This is a genomic window from Hydrogenophaga sp. (genome assembly GCF_051858985.1).
Lineage (GTDB): Bacteria > Pseudomonadota > Gammaproteobacteria > Burkholderiales > Burkholderiaceae_C > Hydrogenophaga.
Genome location: NZ_JBHYGM010000002.1, coordinates 18790 through 31166 on the forward strand (window position 1 = coordinate 18790; position 12377 = coordinate 31166).

The window sequence follows — 12377 nt, forward strand, 5'->3', positions numbered from 1 at the left end:
ACGTACTCCCAATTCGAGAGCACGCCCGTAAGCTCCGTCGCAACCTATGAACACCTTTTCCGAAAGTCTGGCGACCGCGCTCGAACTGATCCTGTCTGGCGACCCGGGCCTGTGGTCGGTGGTGATGCGCTCGCTGGGCGTGAGCGCCACCGCGTGCCTGCTGGCCTGTGGCCTGGGTCTGGTGCTTGGCTCCTGGCTGGCAGCGGCGCGGTTTCCCGGGCGCGGTGCGGTGCTCACCGTGCTCAACACCTTCCTCGCCATTCCGTCGGTGGTGGTGGGCCTGGTGATCTACCTCCTGCTCTCGCGCTCCGGCCCGCTCGGCTTCCTGGGTTGGCTGTTCAGTTTCCAGGCCATGGTGCTGGCGCAGACCGTGCTGGTGCTGCCGCTGGTGACCGCGCTCACGCGCCAGGTGGTGGAAGACGCCGAGCGCAGCCATGGGGAACAACTGTCCTCGCTGGGCGCGGGCGCCACGCTGCGCAGCCTGTTGCTGGCGTGGGACGAGCGCTACGCCTTGCTCACGGTGCTGCTCACCGCGTTCGGCCGCGCGGTGTCGGAAGTGGGCGCGGTGATGATCGTGGGCGGCAACATCGAAGGCTTCACGCGCGTGATGACCACCGCCATCGCGCTGGAGACCAGCAAGGGCGACCTGCCGCTGGCCCTGGGCCTGGGCGTGGTGCTGCTGGCTGTGGTGCTGCTGCTCAACGCCATGGTGTCGCTGGTGCGCCGCTGGCGCGAGCGGGCGGATGGCAAGGCGAGTGCGGCCACGGCGATGGTGGCGGTATGAGCGGACTTCCCTCCACCACCCACCACCCCGTGGTGCCCGCCCCCTGTTTTGAACTGCGCGGCGTGCAGGTGCGCCTGGGCGCCGCCGCGCACATCCAGGCCCTGACCGACATCTACCTGCGCATCGAAGAGGGCGAGCGTGTGGCGCTGGTCGGCGCCAACGGCAGTGGCAAGAGCACGTTGCTGCGCACGCTGCACGGGCTGCAACGCAGGAGCGCGGGCGAGCTGCACACCCCGGCCCACCAGCGCGTGGCCATGCTGTTCCAGCGGCCGCACATGCTGCGCATCAGCGCGCGACGCAACATCCAGCTCGGCCTTTGGCTGCAGGGCATGCCGTGGCGCCAGACCGATGCGGTGGCGCTCGCGGCGCTTGAACGGGTGGAAATGGGCGCGCTGGCCGAGCGCAATGCGCGCGCGCTTTCGGGCGGCCAGCAGCAGCGCCTGGCGCTGGCGCGGGCCTGGGCATTGCGACCGGCCGTGTGGCTGCTCGACGAGCCCACCGCCAGCCTGGATCCGCACGCCAAGCGCGAGGTGGAAGCGCTCATCAGCGAGTTCACGGCCACCGGCCAGCGCGACGCCAGCGGCCAGCCCAGCGGGCGGCCCACCACGCTGGTCTTCAGCAGCCACAACCTGGGCCAGGTCAAGCGCCTGGCCAACCGCGTCATCTACCTGGAGGGCGGCCGCTTGCTGGCCGATCTGCCGGTGCACGAATTTTTCAACCGCGACCTGCTGCGTTCCCTGTGTCCGCAGGCCCATTTGTTTGTTCAAGGAGAAAGCTTGTGAAAACCACCTTCCGCCAACTGACCCTCACCGCCGTCCTCGGCACCGCCGGCCTGCTGGCCAGTGCGGGCGCCTTCGCGCAAAGCATCGTGGTGGCGTCCACCACGTCCACCGAACAATCGGGCCTGTTCTCTTACCTGCTGCCCGAATTCAAGAAGGCCAGCGGTATCGACGTGAAGGTGGTCGCACTCGGCACCGGCCAGGCCATCGACATGGCGCGCCGGGGCGATGCCGACGTGCTGTTCGTGCACGACAAGGTGGCCGAAGAGAAGTTCGTCGCCGATGGCTTTGCCGCCAAGCGCCAGGAGGTCATGTACAACGACTTCGTGCTGATCGGCCCCAAGGCCGACCCGGTCAAGGCCAAAGGCAACGACATCGTGGCCGCCATGAAGAAGGTGGCCTCGGCCAACGCCGAGTTCATCTCGCGAGGCGACAAGAGCGGCACGCACGCGGCCGAGCTTCGCTTCTGGAAGATGACCGACACCGATGCCAACAAGGGCACGGGCTACAAGGAATGCGGCTGCGGCATGGGTCCCGCACTCAACATCGCGGCCAGCAGCGGCGGCTATGTGCTGGCGGATCGAGGCACCTGGCTCAACTTCAAGAACCGCGCCGACCTGGCCGTGCTGGTGGAAGGCGACAAGCGCCTGTTCAACCAGTACGGCGTGATGCTGGTGAGCGCCGCCAAGCACCCGCAGGTGAAGACCGCCGAAGGCCAGAAGTTCGTCGACTGGGTGACCGGCCCGGCCGGCCAGGCGGCGATTGCCGGCTACAAGATCGGTGGCGAACAGCTGTTCTTCCCGAACGCAACGAAGTGAAGCGAGATGCAGCGCATCAGCCTGACCGCCATCGCACTGGCCTCGCTCACCGCCTGCGCAACGCCTGAAGCCCCCGTGATGAAGGAACCCTTGCAGGTCTACGCCGCCGGCAGCCTGCGCGAGGTGCTGACCGAGATCGCGCGCGATCACGAAGCGCGCACGGGCCAGAAGATCGCGCTGACCTTCGGCGCTTCGGGACTCTTGCGCGAGCGCATCGAGAAAGGCGAGGGCGCGCAGGTGTTCGCCTCGGCCGACACCCAGCACCCGCAGCGGCTGGCAGCGGCCGGGGGTTGGACGCCGCACACGGTGTTTGTGCGCAACAGCCTGTGTGCGCTGACGCAGGCCAGCGTGAACGTGACCCCTCAGACGCTGCTGGAGACGATGCTCAGCCCGGCGGTGAAGCTGGGCACGTCCACGCCCAAGGCCGATCCGTCGGGCGACTACGCTTGGGAGTTGTTCCGCAAGGCCGATGGCGTGCGCAGCGGCGCCTACGCCGCGCTCGACGCCAAGGCGCTCAAGCTCACGGGTGGTGCCGATTCGCCCAAGCCGCCGGCCGGCCAGGGCACCTACGCGTGGGTGATGGCCCAGGGCCAGGCCGACGTGTTCCTCACCTACTGCACCAACGCCGTGGCGGCACAGAAAGAAGTGCCGCGCCTGAAGGTGGTGCAGGTGCCGCCTGCCCTGCAGGTGGGTGCCTCGTATGGGCTCACGGTGCGGCGCGGCGCACCCGCCCCGGCCGATGCCTTTGCCCAGGCGCTGCTGGCGGCGCCCGCGCAGGCCACGTTTGCCCTGTATGGGTTCGGCCAACCCTGACGCGACGGCCTTGCGCCGGCGCGATCTGCTGATCGCCGCCGGCGCGGGTGCCTGCCTGCCCGCGTGGGCGCAGACCCGCAGCGTGGTCGATGGCGCGAACCGCCGCGTCAACGTGCCGCCGCAGGTGCAGCGCATCTTTCCTGCGGGGCCACCGGCGGCCATCTGGCTCTACACACTGGCGCCGGACGCACTCATCGGCTGGCCGCGCGCCAACCGCGCGCCCGAGCTGGAGTTCCTGCTGCCCGGCATCGGCAACCGGCCCGAGGTGGGGCGCCTCACCGGGCGCGGCAACACCACCAACCTCGAGCAGTTGCTGCTCAGCAAGCCCGACCTGATCGTCGATTCGGGTTCCACACGCGCCACCTTCGTGGAGCTGGCCGACCGCGTGCAGGCGCAGACCGGCATTCCCTACGCGCTGCTGGACGGCCGGCTGGAAGCCACGGCACCCGGCTACCTGCTGCTCGGCGAACTCACCGGCCGGCACGAACGCGCGGCGTTGCTGGCGAAGGTCGCCGCAGACACCTTGCGCACGGTGCGCGAGCGCGTCGCCCGCGCCACCGCACAACCCCGCGTGTACTACGCGCGCGGCCCCGAAGGCCTGGAGACCGGGCTGGGCGGTTCGATCAACGTGGAAATGTTTGAGGCCATGGGCATCCGCCATGTCGCGGCCGGCCTGCAGGGCGGCCTGGCCACCGTGTCGATGGAGCAGGTGCTGGGCTGGGACCCGGAGGTCATCGTCACCATCGACCAGACCTTCGCGCAGACCGTGCGCACCAACCCGCTCTGGCGCAGCGTGAGCGCGGTGAAGAGCGGGCGCGTGCACCTCTCGCCCAAGCTGCCTTTTGGCTGGATCGACTTCCCGCCCAGCGTGAACCGCCTGCCCGGGCTGTGGTGGCTGGGCAGCAAGGTGTTTCCCGAGTTGTTTCCTGAAGACCTGGCGGTGGTCACGCGCGACTTCTACAAGTTGTTCTACCAGGTGGATCTGTCGCCTTCCCAGGTGCAGCGCGTGCTCGCAGGAAGAGACTGATGCGCGCAGGCGGGCTGTGGGCGTTCGCGCTGCTGCTGATCGGCCTGCTGCTGGCGCTCACACAAGGCCGCACCGACATCCCGCTCGCCGATCTCTGGCAGCTGTTCGCCTCCGTGCTGCAGGGCGCGCCCGCGCCCAACGATCAGGTGCAGACCGTGGTGATGCAGATCCGTGGGCCGCGCATCCTGGCGGCCATCGCGGTGGGCGCGGCGCTCGCCGTGGCGGGTGCGGCCTTCCAGGGCCTGTTCCGCAACCCGCTGGTCTCGCCCGACATCCTCGGCGCCTCGGCCGGTGCGGCGCTCGGAGCGGTGCTGGGCATCTTCTTTTCGTTCGGCGTGTTCGGCATCCAGGCCGCCGCCTTCGTGGGCGGTCTGCTCGCGGTGGCGCTGGTGTACGGCGTGGGTTCCACCGTGCGGCATGGCGACCCGGTGCTCGTGCTGCTGCTCTCGGGCATCGTCATCGGCTCGTTGCTGGGCGCGGGCATCGGGCTGGTGAAGGTGCTGGCCGATCCCTACAACCAGTTGCCGGCCATTACCTTCTGGCTGCTGGGCAGCCTGGCAGCCGCGCACGCCGACGACCTGCCCACGCTCATCGCCCCGGTGGCGCTGGGCACCGTGGTGCTCCTGTTGCTGCGCTGGCGCATGGACGTGATGTCGCTCCCCGAAGAAGAAGCGCGTTCGCTCGGCGCCCGCACCACCGGGCTGCGTCTGCTCATCGTGGCGGCCGCCACGCTGGTCACGGCGGCCAGCGTGGCCGCCGCCGGCATCGTGGGCTGGGTGGGGCTGGTGGTGCCGCACCTGGCGCGCTTTCTGGTGGGGCCCTCGTTCGTGCGCCTGCTGCCCACCTCGGCCGTGCTCGGCGGTGGCCTGCTGCTGCTCATCGACACACTCGCGCGCACGCTCGCGCCGGTGGAGATTCCGCTCGGCATCCTCACCGCGCTCATCGGTTCGCCGTTCTTCATCGTGCTGCTGCGGCGCGCTTCCCGGGGTTGGGTGTGACCTCGGTGCTGGATGCCACCGACCTGAGCGTGGGCTACCCCGGCCGCGGGGTGGGCTCTGGCCTGTCGCTGTCGTTGCAGGGCGGCGAGGTGCTGGCGCTGCTGGGGCCCAACGGCTGCGGCAAGACCACCTGGCTCAAGACGCTGCTGGGCCTGCTGCCTGCCCTCGCTGGTTCGGTCCGGTTGCAAGGGCGTTCGCTGGCGGACTGGCCGCTGGCCGAACGCGCGCGCGTGCTGGCCTACGTGCCGCAGGGCCAGGCCAGCACCTTCGGCTTCACGGCGCTGGAGATGGTGCTCATGGGCCGCACCGCGCACCTGGGCCTGATCGCACGGCCCGGCACCAAAGACCGTGCCATCGCCCGCGCCGCCATCGAACGCCTCGGCATTGCACACCTGGCCGACCGTTCGGTGCACCGCATCAGCGGCGGAGAACGCCAGCTCGTGCTGATTGCCCGCGCGCTGGCGCAACAGCCCCAGGCCGTGCTGCTCGACGAGCCCACCGCCAGCCTCGATTTTGGCAACCAGGGCCTGGTCATGCGCGCCATCCGCACGCTGGCCGATGATGGTCTCGCGGTGCTGTTCACCACGCACGACCCCAACCAGGCGCTGCGCTGCGCCGACCGCGCGCTGCTCATGCGCGACGGGCGCGTGCTGGCCGAAGGCGCGGTGGGGCGGGTGATCGAGGCGCAAGGCCTGCGCGCGCTCTACCACGCGGGCCTTCATCAGGTGAACGACGCGGCGGGCGGGCCGCCGGTATTTTTGCCCGAGTTCGGTTCGTAAGCCTGCGCCGCCCGGCGTGCACAATGCCAAGCTGCCGACATGGCAGGCCGTGCCGCGTCACTCCCTCTTTTCAGAAACCCAGGAGCGCCCGCTTGCGCACGTCTTCGAGTCCCCGACGCCTGCTCGACGCCCTGGGCGTGCCCACGTCGCTGGCGCTGCTGAACCTGGGCTTCTTCATGGCGGTGGGGGCGCTGGTGGCGCATCCGCTGGGGAGCAACGCGGTGGCCACGGCGGTGGCGGCTGCGGCCACGTCAGCGGTGCTCGGCAGCGCCATCGTGGCGTTCTTCGCGCGCGCGCCTTTCCAGTTCACCTCGCCGTCGTCGTCGGTGGCCGTGCTGTACGCGGCGCTGGCCGCTGAACTCGCGCGGCAACCCGGCGCCACCTTCGGCTCCATCTGGGCCGCGCTCTCCATCACCGTGGTGCTCATGGGCGTGCTGTTGCTGCTCTCCGCACGCCTGCGCCTGGCCGACGCGATCCGCTTCCTGCCCGCACCCGTGAGCGCGGGTTTCATCAGCGGCATTGGCCTGCTGGTGGTGTGGTCGCAGGTGGGGCCGCTGCTCGGCATTTCGGGCCGGCTCCAGGGACTTTCGCTTCAGGATCTGTGGGCCGCGGTCAAGCCCGGCGCGGTGCTGGTGGCGTGCGCGGCGGCCCTGGTGGTGTGGCTGTACCAGCGGCGCGCTCTGCCGGGGCCGGCCAACGTGGTGGCGGTGCTGGTGGCCATGGCGGTGCACCACCTGGTGTCGGTCGCGGGTGTCGATGTCGGCCCCACGCTGGGCAGCATCCACCCCGTGTCCACCCAGATCGACACCGCCGTCGCACTGCTTTCAACGCCGCCCGACTCGGTGTTCCGCACGCTGCGCATCGTGTTGCCCTATGTGGCCTTCCTGGTGCTGCAGGCGCTCATGAATGCCGCCGTGGTGACCTCGGCGGCAGCGGCGGTCACCGGGCAGGTGGTCGACGTGCACCGCACCGTGCGCGCGCAGGGCTTCGCCAACATCGTCTGTGGCGCGCTCGGCGCCTTGCCGGTGTGCACCAACACCACCATCACGCTCGCAGCGGCACGGCAGCGTTCGCGCTGGCAGGACGTGGCCGGCAGCGGCCTGATCGTTTTCATCATCGTGTTCCTGGTGGGCGGCCTGCTGGTGTATGTGCCCATCGCAGCGCTGGCGGGCACGCTGGTGATGAGCGGGCTCGGCCTGGTGGACGGCTGGGCAAAGCGCCTTGCGCGCAACGCCGTGCGTTCGCGCGGGCGCAACCGGCTGGTCATGTCCAACCTGGGCGTGGTCACGGCGGTGGTGGCGTCGTTCCTGCTGGGCAGCGTGCCGCTGGCGCTGTTCATCGGTTCCATCCTCGCCACCGTGCTGCTGGCGTTCAACCTGTCGCGTTCCACGCGCACCACGGTGGAAGACGCCTCGCGCCTGGCGTCCATGCGCGTGTGGCCCCCTGAGCAGGCGGCGTGGCTCGCGCAGCACCGGCGCAGCATCACCATCGTGCGGCCCCGCGGTGGGCTGTTCTTCGGTACGGCCGAGCAACTCGGGCGCGCCATGGCGTCGGTGGCGCCGGGTCAGACGCACTGCGTCGTCGACATGGACAAACTCACCACGCTGGACGCTAGCGGCTGCCAGTTGCTGTCTGCCAGCGCGCTGCGGCTGCAGGCGCAGGGCACGCGCACGCTCATTGCCGGCTTCGAGGCCCACACGCCCGAGGGCCGCACGCTGGTGGCGCTGGGGCTGGACCACCCCGGCCCCGAAGGCTGGCTGCCCGACATGGACCACGCGCTGGAGCACGCCGAGGCCGACCTGCTGCGCCGCGCTGCCATGGACACCGACGGCGTCGACGTGCTGTCCAGCCTGCCGCTGATGAACGGGCTGGACGCTGCGGAAACGGCGCATCTGCGCGCGCTGCTGGTGCCGCACCAGGTGGCATCGGGCCGCTTGTTCGCCAGCGGAGAACCTGCGCGTTCCATGTTCCTGGTGGAGAGCGGCCGGGTGGAGATCAGCGTGCGCAACGCGCGAGCCTCGAAGGCGACGCGCCTGGCGAGCTTTGGGCGCGGCAGCATCTTTGGCGAGATTTCGCTGCTCAGCACCGGCGCGCGCACCGCCGATGCCTGGTGCGTCGAGCCCAGCCATCTGCTGGAACTCACGCGCGAGGCGCTGGACACACTGGAACAGCTCGAACCCCGGCTGCATGCGCAGATCTTGCGCAACCTGGGCGTGCACCTGGCCAACCGGCTGGTGATTGCCACCACCATCATCGACGCGCAACAGTAGCGGCGGGGCGCGCTGAGTCGTCCGGGATTCACGCAACTGTCATCGCTCTGCCAACGTCAGGTCATCCTCGGCCCGCAGCATGTTCTCCAACCAATGGAGAACGGCCATGAAGATCGCAGTGGTGGGCGCGGGTTATGTGGGGCTGGTCGCTGCCACCTGCCTGGCGGAACTGGGCAACGACGTGGTGTGCGTGGACCGCGACCACGGGCGCATTGCAGTGCTGAAGGCCGGCGGCGTACCGATCTTCGAGCCCGGGCTGGAAGACCTGCTGCAGCGCAACCGCCTGGCCGAGCGCCTGCGCTTCACCACTGCCATGGCCATGGCGGTGCGGCATGCTGAGGTGGTCTTCATTGCCGTGGGCACGCCACCGCAGGAAGACGGCTCCGCCGACCTGCAGCATGTGCTGGCGGTGGCCGCGCAGATCGGACAGCACATGAACGATTTCAAGGTGGTGGTCAACAAGTCGACCGTGCCCGTGGGCACCGGCGCGCGCGTGGAGCAGGTGCTGCGCCAGGCACTGGCGGGCAGGGGGCTTGAAGCGCTGGACTTCGCCGTGGTCTCCAACCCGGAGTTCCTGAAAGAGGGCGCCGCCATCGACGACTTCATGCACCCGGACCGCATCGTCATCGGCCTGCCGCCGGGCAGCGCGGGCGATGCCGCGCGGCGCCTGATGACGCGGCTGTATGCACCCTTCAACCGCCACCACGAGCGCAGCCTGTGGATGGACGTGGCCAGCGCGGAAATGACGAAGTACGCGGCCAACGCCATGCTCGCCACGCGCATCTCTTTCATGAACGAGATGGCCCACCTGGCCGACGCGCTCGGTGCCGACATCGACGCCGTGCGCCGGGGCATTGGGTCGGACAGCCGCATCGGCCACAGCTTTCTCTATGCCGGCACGGGATACGGCGGCAGCTGTTTCCCCAAGGACACGCGCGCGCTGGTGCACGCGGCGTCTGCGCATGGGCTGCGCATGCGCATCGTGGAGGCCACCGAGGCGGTGAACCGCACGCAGAAGCAGGTGCTGGTGGACCGCGTGTGCGCGCACTTCGGCCCCGACCTGCGCGGCCTGCGCCTGGGTGTGTGGGGCCTGGCCTTCAAACCCAACACCGACGACATGCGCGATGCACCCAGCCGCCAGGTGATTCCCGAACTGCTGCGGCGCGGTGCCGAGGTGCTGGTGCACGACCCGGTGGCCCTGAACGAAGCCCAGCGCGCACTCAGCGCCGACCTGGGTTGCCCGGTGAATGAAGTGCGCGCCCTGAGCTTTGTGGATTCACCGCAAGACGCGCTGGCCGGCGTGGACGCGCTGCTGGTGCTCACCGAATGGAAGTGCTTCCACAACCCCGACTTCGACGCCATGGCCCGCAGCATGCGCAGGCGCGTGATCTTTGATGGCCGCAACCTCTACGACCCGGCCCTGATGGACGCCCTCGGCTTTGTGTACCAGGGCATTGGGCGGCGGGGTGGCTTGCGCGAACCGTTATGGCCTATGCTTGTCCCGCACGTCGCCGATCCGGAACACGGCGTGCCCGTTCATTCATAAGGAGAACACCATGGGAATTTTCAGCAACATCCTCGAAAAACTCGGCATGGGATCGCCCAAGGTCGTCCCGCAGCCGCCGGTGGCCAGCGCGCCCGTGCCTCAGGCGCCCGCTGACGCGCCCGCACCCGCCGTGGCCGCACCGCCACCCGTGGCCTCCATCACCATGGTCGATGTGATGGCGCTCATGGAGAAGAAGGCCGCCGCCAACCCGCAGAAGCTGAACTGGAAAACCTCCATCGTCGACCTGCTCAAGCTGCTCGATCTGGACAGCAGCCTGGAAGCCCGCAAGCAACTGGCCAAGGAGCTCTACTGCCCCGACGAGCTCATGGGCGACTCCGCCAAGATGAACATGTGGCTGCACAAGAACGTGCTGGCGCATATCGCCGCCAACGGCGGCAACATCCCCAAGGACATGCTCGACTGATACTTTCGGCTGCCTTGACGCCGCATGGGGCGTCGCCTTCAATGGCTGGGTTCATTGATGGAGACTCCCATGCGCAAACTGGTCCTGTGTTCCTTCGTTCTGGCGGCACTTTTGCCTGTGGCTTCGTTTGCCGAAGGCCCCAGCTGCAACGCCGCCGCTGCCGAGAAAAAGCTGGCCGGCGCGGCCAAGACCTCTTTCCTGAAGAAGTGCGAGAAAGACGCCGCAGCCACCTGCGACACCGCCGCGGCCGACAAGAAGATCTACGGGGCCGCCAAGACCAGCTTCACCAAGAAGTGCGTGAAAGACGCGGTGGGCGCAGCCGCTGGCTGACAGCCCGCTGAGCGCAAGCACCTCATTCAGCGCACCATGGCCACGCCCTTGATCTGGGCGTAGACCGCCAGCCCGGGCGCAACGCCCAGCCGCCGCGCTGACAGCGCACTGATGCGCGAGAGCAGGCGCACGGCACCATCGGCTTCCCCCAGCTTCAACGCCACCAGCACCTGCCCCGGCGTGTCGTCGATCACGTCCACCACCGTGGCCGGCAGGATGTTGAGCACGCTGCTGTGCTCGGGCATCTGCAGGGAAAGGCTCACGTCCCGCGCCTGGATGCGCACGCGCACCGGCGTGTTGGCCGGCAGGGCGGCGGCGGTGGCTTGCGGCAGCAGCAGCCGGCCACCATGGAACGCCAGCACGCTGAGTTGGTCGGTGGGTTCATGGCCCACCACCCGCGCGTCGATCAGCGAAGCCGCCGCATCGCCCTGCACCAGCGGCAGATCGAGCCGCGTCATGAGCGCATCCACCGGGCCTTGTGCCCGCACGCGGCCCGCTTCCAGCAGCACCAAGTGATCGGCCAGGCGCGCCATTTCGTCCGGCGAGTGCGTCACGTACACCACCGGAATGTCCAGCTGTTCGTGCAACTGCTCCAGCCACGGCAAGATTTCCGCCTTGCGCGCCGCGTCCAGCGAAGCCAGCGGCTCGTCCATCAACAGCACACGCGGGCTGGCGGCCAGCGCCCGCGCCATCGCCACGCGCTGGCGTTCCCCGCCAGAGAGTTCATGCGGCATGCGCCGCAGCAGGTGCGCAATGCCCAGCAGCTCCAGGCCATGGTCCCAGCCATGCCGGCGTTCGGCGGCGGAAGTGCGCGTGTAGCCGAACATCAGGTTGCGCTGCACGCTCAGGTGTTCGAACAGGCTGGCCTCCTGGAACACATAGCCCAGCGCGCGCTGGTGCACCGGGCGCAACATGCCGCGCGCGCTGTCTTGCCACACGTCGTTGCCCACACGCACTGTGCCGGTGGCTAGCGGTTCCAGGCCGGCGAGCACGCGCAGGCAGGTGGTCTTGCCCGAGCCAGAAGGGCCGTAGAGCACGCTCACGCCTTTGCCCGGCAGGTGCAGGTCCACATCGAGCAAAAAGCCGCTGCGCTGCAGGCGCGCCGTGAGTTGCAGGCCTTCGTTCATGCGGCGCTCCCGCGCTGGCGCCGCTGGTAGAGCTGCAGCGCGAGCAGCACCACGAAAGCAAAGCCCAGCATGATGGCAGCGAGGCGGTGCGCGTCGCCATACTCCAGCGCCTCCACGTGGTCGTAGATCTGCACCGACACCACGCGCGTCACGCCCGGAATGTTGCCGCCCACCATCAGCACCACCCCGAATTCACCCACCGTGTGCGCAAACGCCATGATGGTGCCGGTGATGAGCCCCGGCTTGCACAGCGGCAGCACCACAGAGAAAAACGTGTCCACGGGCGAGGCACGCAGGCTGGCCGCCGCTTCCAGCGGACGCGTGCCCAGGCCCTGCATGGCGTTCTGCACCGGCTGCACCATGAAGGGCAGCGAATAGAACACCGAGGCAATCACCAGCCCCGTGAAACTGAAGGTGAGCACGCCCAGGCCCAGCCATTGCGTGAAATGGCCCACCGGCCCGTTCGGCCCCATGAGCACCAGCAGATAGAACCCCAGCACCGAAGGCGGCAACACCAGCGGCATCGACACCAGCGCACCCACCGGCCGGCTCCAGGCCGAGTTGCTGCGCGCCAGCCACCACGCCAGCGGCACCCCCACCACCAGCAGGATCAGCGTGGTGAGCGTGGCCACCTGCAGCGTGAGGCCGATGGCTAGAAGGTCGGACGGGGTGAGCAGCATGG

Annotated in this window: 13 protein-coding genes; 11 read left to right on the top strand and 2 right to left on the bottom strand. The window is 69.1% G+C overall.

Annotation, left to right across the window (positions count from 1 at the left end):
* The first annotated feature begins 46 nt into the window (after positions 1-46).
* From ACTIEY_RS06495 to ACTIEY_RS06545, 11 genes are all read left to right on the top strand, one after another.
* Entirely contained in the window at positions 47-784 is a 738-nt protein-coding gene (locus ACTIEY_RS06495) for an ABC transporter permease (protein WP_439518305.1), read from the top strand.
* Positions 781-1566 (top strand): ATP-binding cassette domain-containing protein, encoded by a 786-nt coding sequence (locus ACTIEY_RS06500; protein ID WP_439518306.1) that lies wholly within the window; start codon positions 781-783, stop codon positions 1564-1566. The genes ACTIEY_RS06495 and ACTIEY_RS06500 overlap by 4 nt, the downstream gene beginning before the upstream one ends.
* Positions 1567-1583: 17 nt before the next feature.
* A complete protein-coding gene (locus ACTIEY_RS06505; RefSeq protein ID WP_439519413.1) occupies positions 1584-2381 on the top strand; it encodes a substrate-binding domain-containing protein in 798 nt (265 codons plus the stop codon).
* 6 nt (positions 2382-2387) lie between these two features.
* Positions 2388-3194, top strand: coding sequence for a molybdate ABC transporter substrate-binding protein (locus ACTIEY_RS06510; protein ID WP_439518307.1), 807 nt, complete (start codon positions 2388-2390; stop codon positions 3192-3194).
* Positions 3175-4221 carry an iron ABC transporter substrate-binding protein gene (locus ACTIEY_RS06515; protein WP_439518308.1) on the top strand — a complete coding sequence of 349 codons (1047 nt, stop codon included), beginning with the start codon at positions 3175-3177 and terminating at the stop codon, positions 4219-4221. Before ACTIEY_RS06510 ends, ACTIEY_RS06515 begins: the two co-directional genes overlap by 20 nt.
* Positions 4221-5219 (top strand): FecCD family ABC transporter permease, encoded by a 999-nt coding sequence (locus ACTIEY_RS06520; RefSeq protein ID WP_439518309.1) that lies wholly within the window; start codon positions 4221-4223, stop codon positions 5217-5219. The genes ACTIEY_RS06515 and ACTIEY_RS06520 overlap by 1 nt, the downstream gene beginning before the upstream one ends.
* Positions 5216-5998 (top strand): ABC transporter ATP-binding protein, encoded by a 783-nt coding sequence (locus tag ACTIEY_RS06525; protein ID WP_439518310.1) that lies wholly within the window; start codon positions 5216-5218, stop codon positions 5996-5998. Before ACTIEY_RS06520 ends, ACTIEY_RS06525 begins: the two co-directional genes overlap by 4 nt.
* 92 nt (positions 5999-6090) lie before the next feature.
* Positions 6091-8268, top strand: a complete 2178-nt coding sequence (locus tag ACTIEY_RS06530; protein ID WP_439518311.1) for a SulP family inorganic anion transporter — start codon at positions 6091-6093, stop codon at positions 8266-8268.
* 106 nt (positions 8269-8374) lie between these two features.
* The gene (locus ACTIEY_RS06535; RefSeq protein WP_439518312.1) at positions 8375-9814 is read left to right on the top strand and encodes a UDP-glucose dehydrogenase family protein; all 1440 of its coding nucleotides are present in this window, start codon (positions 8375-8377) and stop codon (positions 9812-9814) included.
* A gap of 10 nt (positions 9815-9824) precedes the next feature.
* Positions 9825-10238 (top strand): DUF3597 family protein, encoded by a 414-nt coding sequence (locus ACTIEY_RS06540; protein WP_439518313.1) that lies wholly within the window; start codon positions 9825-9827, stop codon positions 10236-10238.
* Between the two features lie 69 nt (positions 10239-10307).
* Positions 10308-10568: a hypothetical protein gene (locus tag ACTIEY_RS06545; protein WP_439518314.1), complete on the top strand. Its 261-nt coding sequence runs from the start codon at positions 10308-10310 to the stop codon at positions 10566-10568.
* 26 nt (positions 10569-10594) lie between these two features.
* Here ACTIEY_RS06545 and modC read toward each other — a convergent pair whose 3' ends face one another.
* Positions 10595-11695 carry a molybdenum ABC transporter ATP-binding protein gene (gene modC, locus ACTIEY_RS06550; protein ID WP_439518315.1) on the bottom strand — a complete coding sequence of 367 codons (1101 nt, stop codon included), beginning with the start codon at positions 11693-11695 and terminating at the stop codon, positions 10595-10597.
* Positions 11692-12375, bottom strand: a complete 684-nt coding sequence (modB, locus tag ACTIEY_RS06555; protein ID WP_439518316.1) for a molybdate ABC transporter permease subunit — start codon at positions 12373-12375, stop codon at positions 11692-11694. Before modB ends, modC begins: the two co-directional genes overlap by 4 nt.
* Positions 12376-12377 lie beyond the last annotated feature (2 nt).